At 48.3% G+C, this 22,559-nt stretch carries 21 protein-coding genes; 10 read left to right on the top strand and 11 right to left on the bottom strand.

Annotated elements, in window-relative coordinates:
• Window positions 1–14: 14 nt before the first annotated feature.
• Window positions 15–713, bottom strand: a complete 699-nt coding sequence (locus H7F15_RS04025) for a GNAT family N-acetyltransferase (RefSeq protein WP_185195672.1) — start codon at window positions 711–713, stop codon at window positions 15–17.
• A 514-nt stretch (window positions 714–1,227) separates the two neighbouring features.
• Here H7F15_RS04025 and H7F15_RS04020 point away from each other — a divergent pair.
• Entirely contained in the window at window positions 1,228–1,509 is a 282-nt protein-coding gene (locus H7F15_RS04020) for a hypothetical protein (RefSeq protein WP_185195671.1), read from the top strand.
• 2 nt (window positions 1,510–1,511) lie between these two features.
• Here the strand turns inward: H7F15_RS04020 and H7F15_RS04015 are convergent, their stop codons facing one another.
• Complete coding sequence (locus H7F15_RS04015) at window positions 1,512–2,711, bottom strand: aspartyl protease family protein (RefSeq protein WP_255481074.1); 1,200 nt, start codon at window positions 2,709–2,711, stop codon at window positions 1,512–1,514.
• Between the two features lie 634 nt (window positions 2,712–3,345).
• Here H7F15_RS04015 and H7F15_RS04010 point away from each other — a divergent pair.
• The 3 genes from H7F15_RS04010 (at window position 3,346) to H7F15_RS04000 (ending at window position 5,585) form a co-directional block, all read left to right on the top strand.
• The gene (locus tag H7F15_RS04010) at window positions 3,346–3,798 is read left to right on the top strand and encodes a GNAT family N-acetyltransferase (protein WP_185195669.1); all 453 of its coding nucleotides are present in this window, start codon (window positions 3,346–3,348) and stop codon (window positions 3,796–3,798) included.
• Window positions 3,799–3,800: 2 nt separating this feature from the next.
• Window positions 3,801–4,868: an alanine racemase gene (locus H7F15_RS04005; RefSeq protein ID WP_185195668.1), complete on the top strand. Its 1,068-nt coding sequence runs from the start codon at window positions 3,801–3,803 to the stop codon at window positions 4,866–4,868.
• Between the two features lie 90 nt (window positions 4,869–4,958).
• Complete coding sequence (locus H7F15_RS04000; protein ID WP_185195667.1) at window positions 4,959–5,585, top strand: carbonic anhydrase; 627 nt, start codon at window positions 4,959–4,961, stop codon at window positions 5,583–5,585.
• Window positions 5,586–5,603: 18 nt separating this feature from the next.
• Here H7F15_RS04000 and H7F15_RS03995 read toward each other — a convergent pair whose 3' ends face one another.
• Window positions 5,604–6,413: a metallophosphoesterase gene (locus H7F15_RS03995; RefSeq protein WP_185195666.1), complete on the bottom strand. Its 810-nt coding sequence runs from the start codon at window positions 6,411–6,413 to the stop codon at window positions 5,604–5,606.
• Window positions 6,414–6,573: 160 nt separating this feature from the next.
• On the opposite strand from H7F15_RS03995, the gene H7F15_RS03990 reads away from it, so the two are divergent.
• The 3 genes from H7F15_RS03990 (at window position 6,574) to alr (ending at window position 10,781) form a co-directional block, all read left to right on the top strand.
• Window positions 6,574–8,352, top strand: a complete 1,779-nt coding sequence (locus H7F15_RS03990) for a chloride channel protein (RefSeq protein ID WP_185195665.1) — start codon at window positions 6,574–6,576, stop codon at window positions 8,350–8,352.
• Between the two features lie 107 nt (window positions 8,353–8,459).
• Window positions 8,460–9,623 (top strand): amidohydrolase, encoded by a 1,164-nt coding sequence (locus tag H7F15_RS03985; RefSeq protein WP_185195664.1) that lies wholly within the window; start codon window positions 8,460–8,462, stop codon window positions 9,621–9,623.
• Window positions 9,624–9,629: 6 nt separating this feature from the next.
• Window positions 9,630–10,781 (top strand): alanine racemase, encoded by a 1,152-nt coding sequence (gene alr, locus H7F15_RS03980; RefSeq protein WP_185195663.1) that lies wholly within the window; start codon window positions 9,630–9,632, stop codon window positions 10,779–10,781.
• A gap of 1 nt (window position 10,782) precedes the next feature.
• On the opposite strand, the gene H7F15_RS03975 is transcribed toward alr, so the two are convergent.
• A complete protein-coding gene (locus tag H7F15_RS03975; protein WP_185195662.1) occupies window positions 10,783–12,447 on the bottom strand; it encodes a hypothetical protein in 1,665 nt (554 codons plus the stop codon).
• Window positions 12,448–12,567: 120 nt separating this feature from the next.
• Between H7F15_RS03975 and H7F15_RS03970 the strand changes: the two genes are divergently transcribed.
• Window positions 12,568–13,434, top strand: a complete 867-nt coding sequence (locus H7F15_RS03970; protein ID WP_185195661.1) for an alpha/beta fold hydrolase — start codon at window positions 12,568–12,570, stop codon at window positions 13,432–13,434.
• A 48-nt stretch (window positions 13,435–13,482) separates the two neighbouring features.
• Window positions 13,483–14,010, top strand: coding sequence for a hypothetical protein (locus tag H7F15_RS03965; protein ID WP_185195660.1), 528 nt, complete (start codon window positions 13,483–13,485; stop codon window positions 14,008–14,010).
• A gap of 114 nt (window positions 14,011–14,124) precedes the next feature.
• Here H7F15_RS03965 and hisIE read toward each other — a convergent pair whose 3' ends face one another.
• The 4 genes from hisIE to hisH all read right to left on the bottom strand — a co-directional run bounded on the left by hisIE (window position 14,125) and on the right by hisH (window position 16,926).
• A complete protein-coding gene (gene hisIE, locus H7F15_RS03960; RefSeq protein WP_185195659.1) occupies window positions 14,125–14,733 on the bottom strand; it encodes a bifunctional phosphoribosyl-AMP cyclohydrolase/phosphoribosyl-ATP diphosphatase HisIE in 609 nt (202 codons plus the stop codon).
• 140 nt (window positions 14,734–14,873) lie between these two features.
• Entirely contained in the window at window positions 14,874–15,632 is a 759-nt protein-coding gene (hisF, locus tag H7F15_RS03955) for an imidazole glycerol phosphate synthase subunit HisF (protein ID WP_185195658.1), read from the bottom strand.
• Entirely contained in the window at window positions 15,626–16,348 is a 723-nt protein-coding gene (gene hisA, locus H7F15_RS03950; RefSeq protein WP_185195657.1) for a 1-(5-phosphoribosyl)-5-[(5-phosphoribosylamino)methylideneamino]imidazole-4-carboxamide isomerase, read from the bottom strand. The genes hisF and hisA overlap by 7 nt, the downstream gene beginning before the upstream one ends.
• Window positions 16,345–16,926, bottom strand: a complete 582-nt coding sequence (gene hisH, locus H7F15_RS03945; RefSeq protein WP_185195656.1) for an imidazole glycerol phosphate synthase subunit HisH — start codon at window positions 16,924–16,926, stop codon at window positions 16,345–16,347. Before hisH ends, hisA begins: the two co-directional genes overlap by 4 nt.
• A 324-nt stretch (window positions 16,927–17,250) precedes the next feature.
• On the opposite strand from hisH, the gene H7F15_RS03940 reads away from it, so the two are divergent.
• Complete coding sequence (locus H7F15_RS03940; protein WP_185195655.1) at window positions 17,251–19,296, top strand: S9 family peptidase; 2,046 nt, start codon at window positions 17,251–17,253, stop codon at window positions 19,294–19,296.
• A gap of 219 nt (window positions 19,297–19,515) precedes the next feature.
• Here the strand turns inward: H7F15_RS03940 and H7F15_RS03935 are convergent, their stop codons facing one another.
• Genes H7F15_RS03935 through trpB form a run of 3 tightly spaced genes read right to left on the bottom strand, consistent with a single transcriptional unit; the run spans window position 19,516 to window position 22,485 of the window.
• On the bottom strand, window positions 19,516–20,526 hold the full coding sequence (locus H7F15_RS03935; protein WP_185195654.1) for a bifunctional 3-deoxy-7-phosphoheptulonate synthase/chorismate mutase: 1,011 nt from the start codon (window positions 20,524–20,526) through the stop codon (window positions 19,516–19,518).
• The gene (gene trpA, locus H7F15_RS03930; RefSeq protein WP_185195653.1) at window positions 20,523–21,305 is read right to left on the bottom strand and encodes a tryptophan synthase subunit alpha; all 783 of its coding nucleotides are present in this window, start codon (window positions 21,303–21,305) and stop codon (window positions 20,523–20,525) included. Before trpA ends, H7F15_RS03935 begins: the two co-directional genes overlap by 4 nt.
• The gene (gene trpB / locus H7F15_RS03925) at window positions 21,295–22,485 is read right to left on the bottom strand and encodes a tryptophan synthase subunit beta (RefSeq protein WP_185195652.1); all 1,191 of its coding nucleotides are present in this window, start codon (window positions 22,483–22,485) and stop codon (window positions 21,295–21,297) included. The genes trpA and trpB overlap by 11 nt, the downstream gene beginning before the upstream one ends.
• Window positions 22,486–22,559 lie beyond the last annotated feature (74 nt).

Genomic DNA, 22,559 nt, shown 5'->3' with positions numbered 1-22,559 from the left:
TATATTTTGATAGCCTAAGAGGCTTTTTTATTCTTGTCTTTTTCTTGTTCAGGTAATGTAATGGGCTGTACGGCCAGGCGCTGACGGTAACGCACCCAACGCTCCTGCAGGCTGGTTGCTTTAGCCGCTGGCTTTTGCTCCACTACAGGTAAGGGCATAAAGTTCTGCTCCTGAGCTGGGTCAAACAGCATGGCGGTACACAAACAGTTGCTGCGGTTCTTGCTTGTCAGGATTGGGAAGTTCACGCAGCTCTCGCAGCCTTTCCAGAAAGCTTCATCATCGGTCAGCTCAGAGTAAGTAACTGGCTTGTAGCCAAGGCCGGAGTTGATCTTCATAACAGCCAATGCTGTAGTCAAACCAAAAATTTTGGCATCCGGGTACTTGGTGCGCGACAGTTCAAACACCTTCTGTTTGATCTGGCGGGCAAGGCCGCTTTTACGAAGTTCCGGCGAAACTATAAGACCTGAGTTTGCCACGTATTTGCCATGTCCCCAGGTCTCTATGTAGCAGAAACCGGCCCACTTGCCGTCCGGGTGCAGTGCGATCACCGCTTTGCCTTCCTGCATTTTCAGGGCTACGTATTCTGGCTTGCGCTTTGCAATACCGGTACCACGGGCCTTGGCCGATGCTTCCATTTCGTCGCAGATAGTTTGCGCATAACCTACATGGCTTTCGTTAGCCACAGTAACTATAAAATCCGGTAAACTGGTCATTAAAGTATTATAATAGAATACAGATGGCTGTCGCACAGCCTGTTGCGCTAAAACAATGTGAATACAAAAGCCTTGAGCTGCCTTTCGGAAAAGCTGAGCTTACATGCTATTGACCCTTAAAATTTGATTGGAAGTATGATCCCCACGTAGGCGATCAGAGAGTATGCCGGCCTAGGGCCTGCACCTGAATGTAGCGAAGGTGTACCTGAAAACTACCCTGCACACGCGGGCAGAAAAAGTCGCACGCTTTGCAGCGTGTTTTATCGTTGGCTCTGCGCCAGATAAAAGGACCTTTTTTTTCATTTTTAAGAAACTGTATAAAAAAGCTTTAGCGCTGTTTTACTGCTAAAGCGGTGCAAATGTTTTCACAAAAAAATCAGTTTTGCAACTGTGCTGCTAAAATTCAAATAAAAGTTATAGTTGCTATAGTTTTTAACACATGTTTTATCCATCACATAGCAAATTACCTATTTTGCGCGCTTCCCCGTAACTTGCAGCCTTATTGCGCTATCACATGAAGAACCTGAATTTGCCGGTCATCATCGGTATCCTGTTTTCTACCATTGGCCTTGTTTCCCTGTTCCTGACGGGACAGGCTTTAACTGCTGCGGTGTGGCTGAGTTTCGGGAACGGCCTGCTGTTGTCTAACCTGCAGTTCAACCGCCTGAATGAGTACGGGCAACAGGAAAAACAGCCAATACCGAAAGTGAGGGTCTATACAGGTATTTTCCTGATCGTGCTGGCCGTATTGTTACTCCTGTTACAGATCTACCAGGATTTCCAGCAGACTGCCTGAGTTTAAATGCGGCTGGCCAGCGTGAGCGTTACTTTATAGGGTTCTTCCAGGTTGCGGCGCAGGGTTAAGCGTAGCATCTGGCCGGGCTGCCTGTCCAGCAGACGCAGTACCTTGTTCAGGTCCATGTCCTTGCAATCCTGCCCGTTTACAGATAACAGCTGATCTCCGGCTTTAATGCCTGCCTGCGCAGCTACGGAGTTATCAGCCACATTGGCCACCACATACACATTTACGCCTGGCATAGGGGTGCTCAGCTCAAAGCCAGAAATATTGTAGGTAAAAGGAGTCCGGTATTTGCGGTTAGGCATCAGGTACATTCTGTTATGCGGGTAATCGAAAATAACAGTAAAGCGCTTCAGTATATCGGAGCCCAGGTTGCCATTCCGGTTGGCAACATTCAATGCTACTTTTATAGCTTCTTCGTCGGGGTACGAGGCTGGCAGGTCCTGAAACTGGTAGCGCCCCAGCGATATTCCGTCAAGCCGGCCGATCTTGCCATGCACATCCCCGCTCAGGCCACGCCCCAGGTATGCTTCCATTACCTTAGGGGGCAGTTTCAGTTTCTGGTTGGTAGGCAGGTACAACGACAGGGAATGACTCGCCCCGGTATCAACCACCAGTTTAACCTGCAGCGAATCACCGTTGTATTGTTGCACGTTGGCGTATACATAGGCTTTGCTGTCTTCGATGTGCAGTTGGTACTGCTCGCATTTACTATTCACCCTCAGCTTTGTATCGGGCCGGTACAGGGTCAGCATCCGGGTGTTATAGTTTATCTTCACAATAAAATTCTTGAAAATATCGTACCCGATGATTCCGTGTATAGGCATCCCCATACGGGTAGAGAGATTAAAGATGTCTTCCAGCAGCACATACACTTCCTGGTTTACGCCTTCAATACCACTGAGCTGCAACGAATTACCCCGCGACACAATGGCTTCGAGCTCATAGCCCTGCCCCAGTCCTTTTACCGTGATCGTGGACGAATTATTCAGGCTGAGGGTATCGCTGAAGTCCAGTTGCGTGATGAGCGTGCTATTGACACCGGAATCGAGGATGAAGTTAAGTGGGCGGGAACCATTTACTTTTACCGGAATAACGATAAGGTTATGCGCCAGCTTGAAAGGAATCTTGATCTTTTTCTGGTTGCCTGTAAAAAAGGCCGTATCGGAAACTACAGGCTGGGATATTGCCCGGGGCATAGCTACCAGCCAGCCAGCGAGACAAAGCAACAACAGAAGGAATGCTTTAGCCAACATAAGGGTAGTTTTAGATGATAAGATCGTGACGTAGTACTACTTACGTAAAAACTATAAACATAATCTAATTCTATAACAGATAAGTTACTATTTCTGGAGATAGAATACCGATGTTTAAAAATTTGACAGAATGGTACCCTGCCAATAAAATCTGTAAACGGCTTGCATGTTGTTGCTGTATTCCACCCCGGCAACTATAGTTTGAAGTAGCATAAAAACAATCTGCCTTAAACAATAGTTAAAGCAGTATACAGCCACAAAACTGGTTTATTTCTATGATTTGCCCTTAAATTTTGGTATACTGAACTATAGCCTACCAGACAGACATGCTTCTAAATTATACTTTATCAATAAAATCAACTATGAATACTTTCTGGACCGTAGCTTATTTACCTGTCATCAGGCAGTGCCACCTCCCTCCACTTTTACCAAGTCTGCAGCTGCAACATAGTACATCAAAAAGGTAGCCGGCTATAGTTTACAGCACATATCACCCGCATTCATCAGCTTCTACACGAACCCGGTGTTACCTGAAACACATTTACATAATTATATTTCCATAAAAGATATCAAAAAAATGGCAGATAATACCAGTCTCCACTATAACATTTACACCCCGACCAACCATGCGGGCATAAGCCGCGATGAGATCCTTGATTTCCTATTCCATCACCTGGATGAATATGGCGACAAACGCGAAGACATTGCCAAATGCATGGACTATGCCCTGTCGGAGGCAGAAGGCAAAGGCGGCGCTGTAATTGAAGCCCGTGAGAACGGCGAAGTGGTAGGTGCCCTGATCCTGAACAACACGGGCATGAGCGGCTACATTCCCGAAAACATACTGGTATATGTGGCTGTGCATGGCAACCAGCGCGGCAAAGGGGTGGGTAAAAAATTAGTACAGCTGGCAACCGAAACCGTATCCGGCAGTATAGCCCTGCATGTGGAGCCACAGAATCCTGCCCGCTACCTGTACGAGAAAATGGGCTTCACAAACAAATATTTAGAGTATAGACTACACCGATAACTATGGCAGTTTTAAAACTGTACCGCGACAAATTAAAGCACAACTACGACCACCTGGACACCATATTTAAAGCACATGGCATTGACTGGGGCATTGTGACCAAGCTGTTGTGCGGCCACGAACAGTTCCTGCGGGAAGTGCTGGCCTTAGGCGTACGCGAGATCCACGACTCCCGGGTTACCAACCTGAAAGCGATCAAGAATATAGCCCCGGACGTGCAGACCGTTTACATAAAGCCTGCCCCTAAAAAAAGCATCCCCGAGATCATCCAGTACGCCGACGTCAGTTTCCAGACCGAGCTCGATATTATCAGGCTCCTCTCTGAAGAAGCTGTGAAGCAAGGCAAACTCCACAAGATCATCATCATGATTGAAATGGGTGACCTGCGCGAGGGTGTGATGGGCGACGACCTGGTTGATTTTTATGAGCAGGTATTTGAGCTGCCTGGTATTTCGGTTATCGGCCTGGGTGCAAACTTTAACTGCCTGCACGGGGTAATGCCCACCCGCGATAAGCTCATTCAGCTCAGCCTGTATAAACAAATTATTGAGGCCCGTTTTAACATTAAGATTCCCTGGGTATCGGGGGGTACTTCTGTAACTATACCGCTGCTGTTTACGCACCAGTTGCCTAAAGGCATTAACCATTTCCGGATCGGAGAAGCCCTGTTTTTCGGCTTAAACCTGTTTACCGGCGAGACCTTTGAGGGCATGTACGACGATGTGTTTGAGCTGAGTGCCGAGATCATTGAGCTGACAGAGAAGCCCATGATACCAAGCGGCGTATTGGCTGAAAACCCGAGTGGCGATAGTTTTGAGATCGATGAAAGTTTGTACGGCAAAACCTCGCACCGCGCCATACTGGATGTTGGCCTGCTGGACGTAAACCCTAAGTTTCTGCTACCGGCAGAGGACCTGAGTATAGTGGGTGCCAGTTCTGATATGCTGGTAGTAGAGTTGGGCGAGAACGAACGCAACTATAAAGTAGGCGATGTGCTGCATTTCAGTTTGCGGTATATGGGTGCGCTAAGTATCCTTAATTCGCGCTACATTAATAAAGTAATCGTATAATTTTTTTGGCTGTGCGCTGTGCCGGCAACGGTTTGTACCTATATTTGTTCCCTGAAATGCAGTTTCTGCAATCATCGTAAGTTGTAACCTATGCACTACCACGACTATCAAGAACTTATAAATAACAACCGCAAATGGGTTTCTGAAAAACTGGAAACTACGCCGGAATATTTTGAGCAACTGTCCAAAGGCCAGAAACCGCCTTACCTTTACATTGGTTGCTCCGACAGCCGCATGCCTATCACAAGCTTTACCCGAACCGAGCCGGGCGAGCTTTTCATTCACCGTAACGTTGCCAACCAGGTATCGCTGACCGACATGAACCTGCTGGCTGTGCTGGAGTATGCCGTAGAAGCCCTGGATGTGCGTCACATTATAGTTTGCGGCCATTATTGCTGTGGCGGTATCGAGGCGGCCTATAAAGGTACTGCCACCGGTGTAGTAGAGAACTGGGTAAGCCCCATCCGCGATATTTACATGCAGCACCGCCAGGAGATTGACATCCTGCCAACCGAAAAAGAAAGGCTGCAACGCCTCTCTGAACTGAATGTGATCGCGCAGGTAAAGAACATCTGTACCACTTCGGTAATGCACCGCGCCTATAAAACAGTAAAATACCCTACCGTGCATGGCTGGGTGCTGGATATCGAAAATGGCCTGATCAAAGAACTGGAACTGCCTACAAAAGAGTGGCAGGCACAGGGCATTCTGCCATAGCAAACTATAGTTACATAATCAGGCACTGGCCTTGTGCTCTACAAATGGCCTGGCCGGTGTTGCGTAGGTCTGGTGCGCCGGTACTGCTGTAAGGATATGATCGGGGTATGTAAGCGCCGTGAGCCTGCCGCCAAACACGCAGCCGGTATCGATGTTGATGGTATTGTTGCGCCATGCAGGTTCGTGTACCGGTGTGTGTCCGTAAACAACTATAGCGTGGCCGGTATAGTTGGCAGCCCAGTCCAGGCGCACAGGTAAACCCAGCTGATCTACTTCGCCGGTGGTGGGGCCATACAGGCACAGGTCGCGCACGGTGCGGCTGTGCCGGCCATGCAAATGCTCGGCCAGTCCGGCGTGGGCAACTACCAGGCGTCCGTCGTCCAGCAATATGTGGTGCGGCAGCGTTTCCAGAAAATCCCGGACACGCCTTACAAACGCTGCACTGCAATGCCCTAACTGCTCCATGGTGAGTTCCAGGCCATGGCGCACCTGCACATTCCGGCCCATCAGTTTGCGGTATAGTTTATCGTCGTGGTTACCGCTTACACAAAAGGCTATGCCGGCCGCTACCATATCCATTACCAGGTGCAGTACCTCCGGCGACTTGGGACCACGATCGACCAAATCTCCCACAAAAACAGCTTTGTGCTGCAGCGGATGTGTTACGTTAAATGCCTGCTCCGTTTTCTCATACGAAACGCTATAGTTCAGCTTTTTCAGTAGTTCCAACAGCTCATCAAAACAACCATGCACGTCCCCAATAATATCAAAGGGACCGCGCTCGGCAGTTTTTATCAGGTATCCGCTTAAGTCTTTTATCTGTGCCATCCGTATGCTTGCTTTACGAACTAAACTATAACTTAAAAACTGGCTGGCGGGTTTATGTTTACGGGGTAAATTTGAGCAGAAACATGCTTTATTTTATAAGCCTTGAACTTTACCGGTATAACCGTTACTTTGCCATACTATAGCCTGACACCTACCGCACATGCCCTACCTCCGGAAGTATAAATTACCACTGCTCTGGTTGCGCCGCCATACCTCCAGCCGCGAATTTATGCTCATCTCCAGTGCATTGGTGGGGTTTGCTGCCGGCATGGCAGCGGTTGTTCTTAAAACTATAGTTCATTACCTGTACCTCATGCTGGCTTACGGCGGCCACCTGTTCGACCGACCGGTATTACTGGTGGTGCTTCCCATAATCGGCATTCTGATAACTGTAGTAGTAGTGCAGGTGTTTTTTAAAGGCAACGTAAAAGGTGGAACAGCCGGAATCCTGTACAGCATAGCCCAGAAGTCCAGTATTGTAGAGCGCAGCAAAATGTACTCGTATGTGATTACCAGTGGCATAACGGCTGGCTTTGGCGGCTCTGCCGGTCTGGAATCTCCTATTGTGGTCACGGGCTCGGCAATCGGCTCCAACTTTGGCCGTTCCTATCATTTGAATTACCGCGAGCGCACGCTGTTGCTTGCCTGTGGTGCTGCGGCCGGTGTGGCTGCCGTATTTAATGCGCCAGTTGCAGGGGTGCTTTTTGCAGTTGAGATCCTGCTTACCGAAATCAGTATTTCGGCTTTTATACCGTTGATGATCGCTGCTGTAGTAGGCACGCTTTGCTCCACGCTTACCTTAGACGAGGATCTACTTTTTTATGTGGTTTCGGTGGAAGGCTTTTACGCCGGCAATCTGCCGTTTTACATGCTGCTGGGTGCGCTTACCGGCCTTATCTCGGTGTATTATACCCGCACAGTGCACTGGATCGAAAATATATTCGAAACCCTTTCTGGCAATGTATACAAACGCGCTTTAATTGGGGGCTTGTGCCTGGGCTTGCTCATCATGTTGTTTCCACCGCTCTTCGGGCAAGGGTATGAGGCTATCAAACTGCTGCAGCGCGACCAGGCGGACCAGTTGCTGGAGGCCAGCTGGCTCAACTTTTTTGGCACCAACGAGTGGCTGGTACTTTGCTTTACCGGCGCTCTGGCACTGGTGAAAGTAATAGCTTCAACGTTAACCTTAGCCTCTGGTGGCAAAGGCGGTAACTTTGGCCCTTCTATGTTTGTGGGTGCATTTGCCGGCTTCTTTTTTGCAAAACTGATAAACCTGACTGCCATCGGGAATGTGCCCATCCATAGTTTTACCATGGTAGGCATGGCCGGCATACTGAGCGGCGTGATGCATGCCCCGCTGATGGGCATTTTCCTGATTGCTGAGATAACCGGTGGCTATACCCTGATGATCCCGCTGATGGTTGTTTCGGCTACCTCGTATGCAGTTGTAAAATACTACGAACCCTACTCGCTGGAAGCAAAAAAACTTGCCCAGCAAGGCCAGCTGTTAACGCAGAACAAAGATACCACCGTGTTGCGCATCATGAAGATCCGCCACCTGATCGAAACAGAATTTCAGCCTGTCAGCCCCGATGCGACCTTGCGCGAATTAGTGGATGTGATTGCCCATTCCCGCCGAAATCTTTTCCCGGTTGTAAACGCAAAAGGTACCCTGGAAGGCGTCATCCTGCTGGAGGACATCCGGGAGATCATGTTTAAAACCGATAAGTATGATGTGGTGAAAACCAAGGAACTGATGGTAAAGCCCCCGGCGCTGGTGCAACACGACGACAGCATGGCCACTGTGATGAAGAAATTTGACGAATCCGGGGCCTGGAACCTGCCGGTAGTAGATGGCGAAAAGTATCTCGGCTTTGTTTCGAAGTCAAGCATCTTTACGAAGTACCGCAAGCTCCTGATCAAAACAACCAACGTATAAGCGCGGCTACCTGTATTTACGCAGGCTATAGTTAGAACTATAGTTTGGTCTACCCTTTACAGTATTTTCTTTATATTGTCAGAAGTCCTATAAATCTGATAGCTACCATGCACCACCTCAGCCCGACTGACTTTGCAAACCTTGTTCAACTGCGACAGCAACTTCATCAGTATCCTGAACTGTCCGGTTCCGAAACCGAAACGGCCAGACGCATTGTGACGCACCTGCAAAACTATAGCCCTGATAAAATTTACACCGGCCTTGGCGGAACCGGGGTAGCCGCTGTGTTTCAGGGCGAAGACCCGGAAGGGCCAACTATAGTTTTCCGGGCGGAGCTGGATGCCTTGCCCATTGCCGAAACAAACCAGGATCTGAGCTATAGTTCGGTACATGAAGGAACAGGCCACAAATGCGGACACGACGGACACATGGCCATTCTTACTGCTTTGGGAAGTATGCTGCATCATAAAAAACCTGCCCGTGGCAAAGTGGTGCTGCTTTACCAGCCAGCCGAAGAAACCGGAGCAGGCGCCTGGGCCGTGCTGCAGGATGAACGCTTTACTGAAGAAATAAAACCGGATTATGTATTTGGCCTGCACAACCTGCCCGGTTACCCAATGCACGAGGTGGTTGTCCGGCACGATGTTTTTGCTTCGGCTTCCACGGGCATGATCGTGGAGCTGGAAGGAAAATCCTCGCATGCAGCAGAACCGGAAAATGGGGTCAATCCGGGAGAAGCAATGGCTGAGATCGTGCTGGGCTTCAACCGCATCATTCAACAAAAAACACAGTTCGAAAGCCTGACTTTACTAACCATTATCCATGCGCGGCTGGGCGAAGTTGCGTTCGGGACAAACCCGGGTTTTGCAACGGTAATGGCCACCCTCCGCGCCTACCAGCCACACGATCTTCAAAAACTAAAAGAACTGACTCACAAGTGCGTTGAGGAAATAGCAGCCAGCTATAGTTTGAAGTATAACATCCGGTTTACAGAAGAATTTCCGGCAACTATAAACCACCCGACTGAAGTGGAAGCCATACAGCGGACAGCCGTCAACCTGCAACTACAGCAACAGGTAGCCGTACAGCCTTTCAGGTGGTCAGAAGATTTCGGGCATTTTACGGCACGTTATAATGGCGCATTTTTTTGTCTTGGCGCCGGCATCAACCAGGCCCAGCTCCACCACTCCGATTACGATTTTCCGGATGAGCTCATACCGACAGGTGCCGCCCTGTTTTATGGCATTATCCACGAGATCCTGAACCAGTGACACCTTATGTTCCAAAGCTCTTACATTGAACTCAGTACATCTGCCCTGCAGCACAACATCCGTTTTATAGAGAGCCTTATCGGTCCTGATGTTACATTCTCCTCGGTTATAAAAGGCAACGCGTACGGTCATGGCATAGAGCAGTTTGCCCCACTGGCACAAAGTTGCGGCATCAGTCATTTTTCGGTTTTCAGTGCCGATGAAGCCCTGCGTCTGCAACAGGCGCTACCCAGGCCGGCAACCATCGTCATTATGGGGTATATTGACACGCCGGAACTGGAATGGGCCGTTGCGCACGACATCGAGTTTTTTGTTTTTGAGCCGGACCGCTTAGCGCATGCCGCCAGAGCAGCAAAAAAAGTCGGAAAGCCGGCCCGCATACACCTGGAACTGGAAACTGGCATGAACCGCACCGGCTTTGATGCAGGCAACCTGCCCACCGCCGAAAAAATCCTGCAAGAGAACAGCGATTACCTAACCCTTGCCGGCATTTGTACGCATTACGCCGGCGCCGAAAGCCACCTGAACCACGAGCGCGTACTGAACCAGCAAAAACTTTTCCGGGAAAAAGTAACCCAGCTGAAGGCCCGCGGGTTTGTACCGGAAATGCTGCACACGGCCTGCTCTGCGGCCATGGTAACTTTCCCGGAAACACACATGAACCTGGTGCGCGTGGGCATCATGCAATACGGGCTTTGGCCCAGCCCCGAAATCTATGAAAAGTACCTGCGCCAACACCCTGAGCCCAGCAACCCGCTCCGCCGTATCATTTCGTGGAAGAGCCGCATCATGAGCCTGAAACAGGTGTACAAAGGAGAATACATTGGGTATGGTGCTTCGTTTCAGGCCCCGCAGGATATGGTACTGGCTATAGTTCCGGTGGGCTATGCCTGGGGCTACAGCCGCTCGCTCAGCAACCAGGGACAGGTACTGATCAGAGGGAAACGCGCCTCTGTAGCCGGAATTGTGAATATGAATGTAATGATGGTGGATGTGACCGAAATCCCGGATGTAAAGAAAGACGATGAAGTGGTGTTGCTCGGCCACCAGTACGATGAAAGCATAACCGTCGCCTCGTTTGCAGAGCTAAGTACCCAACTGAACTATGAGCTGCTCACCCGACTGCCCCTCAATATTCCGCGTTTTGTAGTAGATTAGCCTATTTCTTAGCTGCTTTCTCCAGCCCTATAGTATCCAGAAAACCACTTACTACGCAAGTCTTCCAGTAACTTAGCACCGAAGCGTTAGGGTCGCGGGTAACGGAAATATGGCCTGTCCGTGGTTGTTCGCCTTTCATGGGGTTTGCATCTTTTATAGCTACCCAGTCTGCTACCTTCGAGATAATCTTTTTGCCCAGCCCCTGCTCATTGCCCTCTCCTTTTTTAAGCAATTCTATGCCCAGGTTATCATAATACACCAGCATCGTGCCTGTGGCTTTCCGTGCTGTTAATTCCGCTTTAAATTCTCCTTTCCGGATGTAGCCTTCCTCAATTTTTATAGAAGCGGTCGGTATCAGGATCGGGTTGAGGATAGCGGGACGCGCACTGCCAAATGTGCCGGCTATGGTATGGTAACCGGCTTTGTTCAGGAGTGGTAACCTGGCCCAGACCCGTACTTTTGCCTTGTTCATCACTAAAAAACTACTTTGCAACAGTGCCGGTTTTTTATCAGATATGTGCGCAGGCATATTGGAGAGGTTGGTTATAGTTGCATAAAGGCTGTTAAGTGTAATTGAACCGGGTTCCTGTGCTGCCAAAGCAAGCTCGGTATAACGTACATCACCGTTACGCACTTTTAAGGTATCAATCAGAAATGGAGTTTTTATGTGCTGCACCATGTCATGCGGCAGGGGCTTGCGTTCCTCCGGCTCACCGGATTTCCTGGTTTTATAGGATCTCAAAACGGGCTTATCCAGCAGCAGGTAATTAGCCAGAAACTGTTCTTTCCGGAAGTAAGTGTGGTAGTCTACCCCTTTCAACTGAACCTTTTTAATTTTCAGGTCATTTGACGTAACTGCTTTGCCTTTTGCCCTGGATAACTGCCGTGCGGTGCGTTGCGGTTTAAGATGCAGGTTACGGATGGCTATAGTTTGTGCTGCAGAATTTAAGGTAAGAGCGCCGGTGGTAACATGGTACTGCCCGTCCGGAAACCGGTAGGTAATACCAGCACTTTTAAACTCTGCTTTTCTGGTATAAAAAGCCCTGTCTGTTGCTTCAAAAGAGAGACTATCCAGCCTGAAATCACCTGCCGTCAGCGTAAATTTTTTGACCTCTAACAGAACAGTTGAATCTCTGAAATAGTCGCGGTACCGGAAGTCAGCGTCTGCTATTATGATCTGACCGATCTGCATATTCCGGAGGATTCCGGTGGCTACCTGGTACGCGGCTTTATGCCTTTCGGTAGTATCCGGGTGCATCTCGGTTAAAAGGATGTCCGGCTCCTGCAGGTTTAGTTCCGAAGCATCCAGGGGTTTGCCGAACGCGATACCCAGCAGGTTTAAGCCGGACGCACTGAATGCTGCTGTCCTGATCCGGAACAGCATACGGGGCACATGCTGTTTTTCCTGCTTTAACTGTTGCCAACGCTCATAGTTTGGTTCAAGCGTCAGGCTGTCTACTTCCAGATGCCCCAGAAACGGAGAAACATCCAGACCATGCAGTTTTAATTTATACAGCCCATTCGATTCCTTTTCGGTCATCCGTTCCACTTTACCCTGCAACCAACCCGAAAAAAAGAAAAATCCTACAAATAATATTAAAGCGATTCCGATCAGCCACGCGCCTATTTTAAGCCACTTGGAAGTGGTATTTTTATCTGATGTCATTTTGCTGCATACGTTTAAAGGCGTTTACGTGTATCTTAGCTTTCGGAGGTAGCAATTTGTGGCGCTACCCGTAAATAAAACAGCTTTACCGCTGCTCAAAGACAATACATGCAAAACGCGATGAACTCACCAAAATGGCTCGACCGAATCCTCTACCCTTTTGCGCACCATACGCTGGATTTACCAGCTGGTAAAATGCATTACGTGGATGAAGGCAAGGGCGAGCCGATCGTGTTTGTGCATGGCACGCCAACCTGGTCATTTGTGTGGCGGCAGCAGATAAAAGCCCTGAGCCGGAACTACCGCTGCATTGCCGTTGATCATTTAGGATTCGGGTTGTCTGAAAAGCCTGCCGGTTTTGCATATACCCCGGAGGCCCACGCCGATAACTTGGAGCAACTGATAGAGCACCTGCAGTTAAAAAACATAACGCTGGTGGTGCACGATTTTGGCGGCCCCATCGGTTTGCGTTATGCGTTAAGACATCCGGAGAATGTTAAGAACCTCGTGATCCTGAATACCTGGATGTGGAGCCTCGAAGAAGAGAAAAAGATCATGAAGATCAGCCGGTTTATGGCTGGTGGCGTGGGCAGATTTCTATATTTACAAATGGGCTTTTCCGCTAATTTTCTACTGCCGCAAGGCTACCACGAGGGCAAGCACCTGACCAAAGATATTAAGCTTCATTACCAGAAGCCCCTTTCTACTTCAGAGAACCGCATGGGTACCTGGATATTTGCTAAAGCTTTGTACGAATCTGCTTCCTATTTTGATGAACTGTGGCAGCAACGCGAAAAGCTTAGAACTATAGATAAGCTGTTTTTATGGGGTGAGAAAGACAAGCTGTTGCCGGTACACTTTTTAGATCGCTGGCAGCAGGCGTTTCATGAAGCTAAAACGATAAAATATAAGGCTGGCCATTTTGTACAGGAAGAGCGTGGTGGTGAGGTGGCCGATGCGATCCATAGTTTTATATTAAGGAAATAGAATATTTGGCATAATCCTGGCTAACAGTTTTTCCAAACAAATAAAACTATGAAAAAGACATTACTTTATTTCGGGTTAGCATCGCTGGCCTTCTTTAATTTTTCGTGCGACAGCGATAAGGAAGAGGTTGCTGTTCCAAAGATGGAACTGACCATGGAGCGCACGTTTGTGTACCACGACACTCATGAAACGAAGAAAGCTAACTATACCACTGCAGATTTCAATACCGGCATTAAACTGGAAAACGATAAGCTAACCATATACTTAGCAGCCGAGCCCGACGAAGTTGATTTTGAGGTTAATAAAGCAGATTTGCTGAATGGGTATGTAGGAATTTATAGTTTAAAATCGCTTCCCAACCCTGATACCGGTAAAGCAAACACAACTTACATCTATGATAATAATGATGGCTCAGGCAGCGCTTACTTCAGTCAGGGCAATTTTATAGGTGGTGAGCTAAAGATCACGGAGTACAACAAACAACACAACCTGATTAGCGGCACCTATACCTTAACAATGGAAGATGTACCTGATCCGATGCTTAAAGCACCTACCAGTAAACCCAAGAAGATGTGATGTTACTGTAACGGGCACCTTTAAAAACGCGGTGCTTATCACAATGCCATAAACCAAAAAACAGCTGTAACTATAATGATTAGTTGCAGCTCTTTTTTATAGTTAAACTATAGTTTATTTCTTCTGATGGCGCTCCTGCAGCACAGCTACTACATCAGCTAATTCCAAACCACTTGCAGCCAGTAACACGAGTAGGTGATAAACTAAATCGGCTGCCTCGCCTTTCATGGTTTCAGTTTTTCCGGCGACTGCATCAATCACGGTCTCTACAGCTTCCTCTCCTACTTTCTGGGCAATTTTGTTGATGCCTTTATCAAACAGGAAATTGGTATAAGAACCTTCCACAGGCGTTACCTTACGTTGCTGAATTACTTCTTCCAGCTGCGCAATAAACTGAATAGCTTTTACACGTTTTGCTGTAGCATCTTCTCTGAAACAGCTTGTGCTTCCGGTATGGCAGGTCGGGCCGTTCGGTTTCACTTTTATAAGCAGCGAATCGTTATCGCAGTCTTCTGTTATAGTTACTACCTGCAGTGTATTGCCCGAGGTTTCACCTTTGGTCCAGAGACGGTTTTTGGAGCGGGAGAAGAAGGTAACCAGTCCTTCTTGCTTCGTTTTCTCCAGCGCTTCCTGGTTCATGTAGCCCAGCATCAGCACCTGGCTGGTCTGTTCGTCCTGTATAATTGCGGGCACCAATCCGCCCATTTTATCGAAATCTAACATAGTTAGAAAGTTTAGAAGTTAAAAAGTTAGAAAGGTAATCTCTAACCTGGCGCGAAAATGATTTTCGTGCCTTACTATAGACGCGAATCTCAGATTCGCTTTTATAATTCGACACGGAAGAAACTTCCGCGCCAGTAGCATTAAATTCTCACGTATACTCCCTGAGTTTTCAGGTATTGCTTCAGATCTGGAATTTCAAGCTCGCGGAAGTGAAACAGGCTGGCAGCTAAAGCAGCGTCTGCATTAGCCACCTGGAAAGCATCGGCAAAGTGCTGCATGGTGCCGGCTCCACCAGAAGCAATAACAGGCACAGATACTGCTTCTGAAACTGCTTTGGTAATATCCAGCGCGAAGCCAGCTTTGGTGCCGTCGTTGTTCATGCTGGTCAGTAAAATCTCTCCTGCTCCTAGGTCTACAACTTTTCTGGCCCAGTCTATAGTTGAGTATTCGGTTTCTATAGTTCCGGCGCGGGTGTACACTTTCCAGCCGGTAGCTTCGGTATATTTGGTATCAATGGCAACGGTAACGCACTGGCTCCCGAAATGCCTTGCCAGTTCTTCCACCAACTGCGGATTTTTAATGGCTGATGAGTTGATAGATACTTTGTCGGCCCCATTCTGCAATAACACTTCAACATCTGCCACAGCGCCAATACCACCACCCACCGTAAACGGAATATCGATGTGGCGGGCAATGTCGCGCACCAGTTCGGCAAAGGTTTTGCGGCCTTCGTTGGTAGCGGTAATATCCAGAAAAACTAGCTCATCGGCTCCCTTCTGGGCATACCATTTCGCCAGCTCTACCGGGTCGCCGGCATCACGGATGTTCTCAAACTGCACGCCTTTTACACAGCGGCCATCCTTTATATCAAGGCAGGGAATAATGCGTTTGGTTAACATATAAATCGCGCTAAATCTTTTAATGAAATGGTGCCTACGTAGATAGCTTTTCCGATGATGGCTCCTTTTACGCCGATTTCCCGCAGTTCTTCCAGGTCGGCTATAGTTGTCACGCCACCACTCGCAATAATGTCGGCTTCTGGCAAAGTAAGTTTCAGGTGACGGTAGGTGTTGGTTGATGGCCCCTGCAGTTTACCGTCTTTGCTTACATCGGTGCAGATGAACAGTTTCGCTCCCGTTTGCACATAACCAGAAATAAAGTCCTGCAGCGGGTATTTACTTTCTTCGGTCCAGGCAGAAATGGCGATGTTAGTACCTTTAAAATCGGCTCCGATAATAATCTTTTCCGGACTATATTTTAGGAGCCAGCTTTTAACCGTTTCCGGCTCACGTACGGCTATACTTCCGGCCGTAATCTGCGCAGCGCCTGCATCAAAAGCCTGACGTAACGCCTCATCAGACTGTAATCCGCCTCCGAAATCAATTGTTAAGCCCGTGTTGTTTGCTATAGTTTCCAGCACGGCCAGGTTCACAGGTTTGCGGGCTCGGGCGCCATCCAAGTCAACTAAGTGCAGGCGCTTAATGCCGCTTGCTTCGAAACGTTTGGCTACCTCCAACGGGTTGCTGTCATAAGTTGTTTGTTGGGCAAAATCACCTTCGGTCAGACGCACACACTGGCCCCCGATCAGGTCTATAGCTGGGATGATCTCCATCATAAGGCAAGGAAGTTTTTCAGGATTTGTGAACCGGCAGCTCCGCTTTTTTCGGGGTGGAACTGCGCGGCATAAAAGTTTTTATAATTCAGGGCCGCTGAGAACGGCTCCGGGTAAGAAGTCTGGGCGATGGTGTACTCGCTTAGCGGCACATAATAGCTGTGCACATAGTAGGCATACTCCTGCTCTTGCAACCCATCAAACAACGGCGACTGCAGGTTCTCTAACTGGTTCCAGCCCATGTGCGGCACTTTAAGGTCGGTTTCGAAATGCTTCACCGGCAGCGGAATAATACCTAGCAGGTCGGTATCACCTTCTTCGGAGTGCTGACATAGGAGCTGCATGCCCAGGCAAACACCAAAAAAAGGCTGCTCCAGTGTTGGCAGGATCTTATCCAGGTTGCGGGCTTTCAGTTGTGCCATTGCCGAGGCTGCTTGCCCAACGCCCGGGAAAATCACCTTATCGGCTGCTTTTATAGTTTCGGCATCTGCGCTCAATGTAGCCTGCACGCCCAGTCGCTCCAGCGCAAACTGCACCGACTGCACATTACCCGCTTTGTAATCAACTATAACCAGATTCATTTCTATTTTTAATTATGAATTAGAAATTATGAATTATGAATGTGCATTAGATCAGTCCCTTTTATCATTACATCCTGAAAACAAAAAAGCCTGACTCTTTTACGGAGTCAGGCTTTCTGGATATATACGATTATAGTTCTATCTAATCCACAGGCATACGGCTCCGAAACTGTTGCTTCGTGCATGATGATGGTGCATATGAGCCATTGTGCCTTTCATTGCTGCAAATATAGGTGAACTATAGTTTAGTTGCTACAAATTCCTGATTTCTCTTTGCTAAAAACTATAGTTTCAGATTGTCGGCAATTCGTTTAAATTTGAAATATGAAAAAGATAATGATACTGGCTGGTGTGTTTGCTGTGAGTATGGCGCAGGCACAACAGCGTATGACGCCTGAACTGCTCTGGAAACTGGGTCGGGTGTCGGCAGAAACTATAACGCCAGACGGTAAGTCGGTAATATACGGCGTGACCAATATAAACATGGAGGAGAACAGCGGCGAACGTAACCTCTACTCTATTCCGGTAACTGGTGGCCAGGCTACACAGATTACGTCTACCAAAGGTGGCGAAAGTGTTGTGCATATCGATAAAGCCGGAACTATAGTTTACCTGCACAAGGGCCAACTATGGCAGTTAACCGGTGGCAAGGGCGAACCACAACAACTGACAAACTTTGAAGGTGGCTTGAGCAATGTACGTTTCTCTCCGGATGGCAAGCATCTGCTATTCTCCCGCGAGGTGGAAGTAAAGAAAATGCACAGCACCGACATTTATCCGAAGCTTCAGAAATCCAACGCTTATGTGTACGATGACCTGAACTACCGCCACTGGGACACCTGGGAAGACGGTAAGTTTCAGCACGTATTCTTTGCTACTTACAACGATGGCAAGATCGGAACGCCTACTGATATCATGAAAGGTGAGCCTTTTGATGCGCCACAGATGCCTTTCGGTGGATCAGAAGACATCATCTGGAGTCCGGACAGCAAAGCAATACTATATGTAAGCAAGAAGAAATTCGGTAAAGAGTACGCGGTAAGCACCAACACCGATATCTACCGTTACGACATCGCATCTGGCAAGACAACCAACTTTACGGATGGTAACAAGGGCTACGATACAAATCCTGCTTTCTCGGGTGATGCCTCGAAACTGGCGTGGCTGGCGATGGATGAAGATGGAAATGAAGCGGATCAGAACGAGCTGATGGTGCAGGATACAAAGTCAGGTAAAAAGTATAACCTGACCAAAGACTGGGACGAAACGATAAACTCTTTTACGTGGAGCAAGGATGGCAGCAAGATCTGGTTTGTAGCGCCTACCAAAGGAACCATACAACTATACGAGATCGCCCTTCCTAAAAACCTGGACAAGTTCTCTGCTAAAAGTATCAGACAGGTAACCAAAGGCCAGTTCGATGTGAACGGTATCGTAGGGCAGTCAGGAAACAACCTGGTGGTATCGCGTACCGACATGAACCATGCGCCGGAACTATACCGCTTAGACACCAAGTCTGGAAAGCTAACGCAGCTGACGACAGTTAACAACGAGGTTTACAGCAAACTGGCGCTGAGCAAAGTGGAGCCGCGTGTTACCAAAGCCAGCGATGGCAAAGACCTGTTCTCGTGGGTAGTGTATCCACCGGATTTTGACCCGAATAAGAAATACCCAACGCTACTTTACTGCCAGGGCGGTCCGCAGTCGGCTTTAACCCAGTTTTACTCTTACCGCTGGAACCTGCAACTGATTGCGGCACAAGGCTACATTGTGGTAGCTCCTAACCGTAGAGGTATGCCAGGTCATGGCGAAGAATGGAACCGCCAGATCAGCGGTGACTGGGGTGGCCAGCCAATCCGTGATTACCTTGCTGCCATTGATGATGTAGCCAAAGAAGCTTATGTAGATAAAGACAGACTGGGTGCAGTTGGCGCCAGCTACGGCGGTTACTCGGTGTTTATGCTGGCAGGCCTGCACGAAGGGCGTTTCAAAACATTCATCGCGCACGACGGTCTGTTTGATATGCGAAGCTGGTATGGTACAACCGAAGAAATGTTTTTTGCTAACAACGAGCTGAAAGGTCCTTACTGGGATACCAAATCGCCGCAGAGCTACAAAGAGTTTAACCCAAGCGAATATGCCAGCAAATGGAATACCCCGATCCTGATCGTACAGGGTGGTCAGGACTTCCGCGTAGGTATTGAGCAGGGCTTACAGGCTTTCCAGTTGGCACAACTGAAAGGCATCAAGAGCCGCCTGTTGTACTTGCCAGATGAGAACCACTGGGTACTGCAACCGCAGAATGCCATTGTTTGGCAGAGCGAGTTTTTTAAATGGTTAGACGAAACGCTGAAACCAGCCAACAACTAATGTAAAAAAGCCCGGTTCAGTTAAGTACCGGGCTTTTTTGTTGCTATAGTTTGCGTTACTATGGCGCGAGCGTCTTCGCTCGTGACGAACTATAGCCTGGGCCTCTGGCCCATTAACATAGTAGAGTTAATGTATATAAATGGCCAGAGGCCCCACTATAAAAAGTCACGAGCGAAGACGCTCGCGCCATTTATAATTTTCAGATAGCGGAAAATAAAATCAAAAATTCTCCCGCAAACTATAAGCTTGTCGCAAACGTCGTATCATCCGCTCAGATTCCTTAAAGTTCAACGTCTGCTGTCCATCCGAAAACGCTTCTTCTGGTTTCTGATGTGTTTCATAAATTACGCCATCCGCACCGGCCATAACCGCCGCCAACGACATTTCTTCTACATAATCACGCAGACCAATACCATGCGACGGATCAACTATAACTGGTAAATGTGTTTTAGCTTTCAGTACGGGCACAGCATTCAGGTCCAGCACATTGCGGTAGGCATTTTCATAAGAGCGGATGCCCCTTTCACACAGCATGATCTTTTCATTGCCATTCGAGAAGATGTATTCCGCGGCCTGCAACAGTTCTTCTATAGTTCCGGAAATACCACGTTTTAACAAAACCGGCTTTTGTGCTGCACCTAAAGCATCCAGCAAATTAAAGTTCTGGCTATTACGGGCTCCCACCTGGAACACATCTACATAGTCTATCATGTCCTCGATCTGCGAGACTTGCATCACTTCGGTGATGATCTTTATCCCGTTCTCTCGACAAATACGATGAAACAATTGCAACCCTTCCAGCCCCAGGCCCCGGAAAGCATAAGGTGAACTTCGCGGTTTGAAAACACCACCACGCATGATCTTCACGTCATTCTCAACCAGGTGCTGTACTACCAGCTCGATCTGCTTATCACTTTCGATGGAGCACGGACCAGCCATAATGCTGAACTGCCCTTCCCCGATCACCACATCATCACCCAGGTCAATACGTGTTGGCTCAACTTTCCATTTGCGCGAGATCAGCTTGTACTCATCCGACACCCGGTGAATGTCAGCTACACCCGGCAACTGGCCTATAGTTCGAATATCGAAATCTTTCTTGCCGATACCAACGATGTAATGGCCTTCCTGCGTCAGAACTTCGTTGCCTTTAAAACCGACAGCCTTTACCTGCTGCAGGATATTTTCTTTCAGTTCAGCAGGTATACCTTGCTGCAATTGTATGATCATGCTTCTTGTTTAATGCTTTGGATGAATGTCTGGATATTTTGCTGCAGGCTGCCTTCCCGAGCTAGTGCTTTAATAAAGGCACTGCCAATAATGGCGCCGCTTGCATGGTTGCAGGCTTCAGTAAAAGTTGCACGGTTATGTATGCCGAAGCCAATGATGCCCGGATTTTGAAGCTCCATATGCCGCACACGTTGAAAATAATCAGTATTTGCTAAAGCGTTTCCATTCGTGCCACCTGTTACCGATGCCGACGAAACCATGTAAATAAACCCATTGGTGTGACTGTCGATCTCCCGGATACGCTGCTCTGTTGTCTGTGGTGAAATCAGGAAGATCTTGCTCAGGTTATGCTGTTCAAACAGACTTTTATATTCCCGCACATAATCTGAGAGTGGCAGGTCGGGCAGAATGATGCCATCAATACCAATTTCGCTGGCTTCCTGGCAGAACCGCTCCACGCCATACTGCATTACCGGGTTCAGGTACCCCATTAGTACCAGCGGAATCTGCGTGTATTTCCGGATATATTTCAGTTGCTCAAACAGCTTTGGGATGGTCATGCCATTGCGCAAGGCAATCGTGCTGCTTTGTTGTATAGTTGGTCCGTCTGCCAGAGGGTCAGAAAATGGCATTCCAATTTCGATCAGGTCTACGCCGTTCTTTTCAAGCTCTAGTATGATTGGAACAGTGTCTTCTAAATTCGGGTAACCAGCTGTAAAGTAAACCGATAGCAGGCCCTGTGGCTTTTGCTCGAAAAGGGTTTTGATTCTATTTTCCATGAAGCTCAAATCTGTCTAAGTAGGTAGTTAAATCTTTATCGCCGCGACCGGAAAGGTTCACAACTATAGTTTCGTTTGGCTTAGCTCCAATTCTGCCAAGTACAGCCAGGGCATGCGCGCTTTCCAGTGCCGGAATGATACCTTCCAGCCTGGTCAGTTCCAGCACTGCCTGTAGCGCTTCATCGTCTGTTATACTTTCAAAAATCGCTCTGCCGGATTGATGCAGATGCGCATGCAAAGGCCCAACACCCGGGTAATCCAAGCCAGCTGAAATGGAATAGGGTTCTGTAACCTGACCATCTTCGGTCTGCATCAGTAAAGTGCGGCTGCCATGTATAATGCCTTCACGACCAAGCACCGACGTAGCGGCCGACTCACCGGAATCAACGCCTAAACCGGCTGCTTCAACGGCTACTAATTTTACGTCCAGCGTATCTAGGTAATGATAGAAAGCACCAGCTGCGTTGCTGCCACCACCCACACAAGCCACCACAAAATCCGGGTTTTCGCTGCCGGTTTTCTCTTTCAGCTGCGCCTTTATCTCTTCAGAAATAACCGCTTGGAAGCGCGCCACCATATCCGGGTACGGGTGCGGGCCAACTACAGAACCGATGATGTAATAGGTGTCTTCGGGGTTATTGATCCAGTCGCGGATGGCTTCGTTGGTAGCATCTTTCAGTGTTTTGCTGCCGCTGGTTGCCGGCACTACCGTAGCGCCTAACATTTTCATTCTGGCTACATTAGGTGCTTGTCGCTCAATGTCTACTTCACCCATGTATACAATGCATTCCAGTCCCATCAAAGCACACACTGTAGCCGTAGCCACACCATGTTGACCAGCACCTGTCTCAGCAATAATGCGCTTCTTGCCCAGTCGTTTTGCCACCAGCACCTGACCAACCGTATTGTTGATCTTATGCGCACCGGTGTGGTTCAGGTCTTCGCGCTTCAGGTAGATGTTGGTATTATATTTTTCGGAGAGACGCTTGGCAAAGTAAAGCGGCGTTGGCCGGCCCACATAGTCTTTCAGCAAGGACTGCAGCTCTTCCTGGAAGTCCGGTTCCTGCATGATCTTCAGGTAATTCAGGCGCAGTTCCTCTACATTCGGGTACAGCATTTCCGGGATATACGCCCCGCCAAATCTGCCATAAAACCCGTTTTCGTCAACTGTATATTTCATATTTCATTTAATTATGAATTAGAAATTAAAAATTAGAAATGAGTGGTTTTGCATAACATCAAGAGCTGATATTC

Source organism: Pontibacter sp. Tf4 (assembly GCF_014212495.1).
GTDB lineage: Bacteria > Bacteroidota > Bacteroidia > Cytophagales > Hymenobacteraceae > Pontibacter.
The sequence above is the reverse complement of the archived record's forward strand: the minus strand, read 5'-3'. Positions and strand labels throughout refer to the sequence as shown.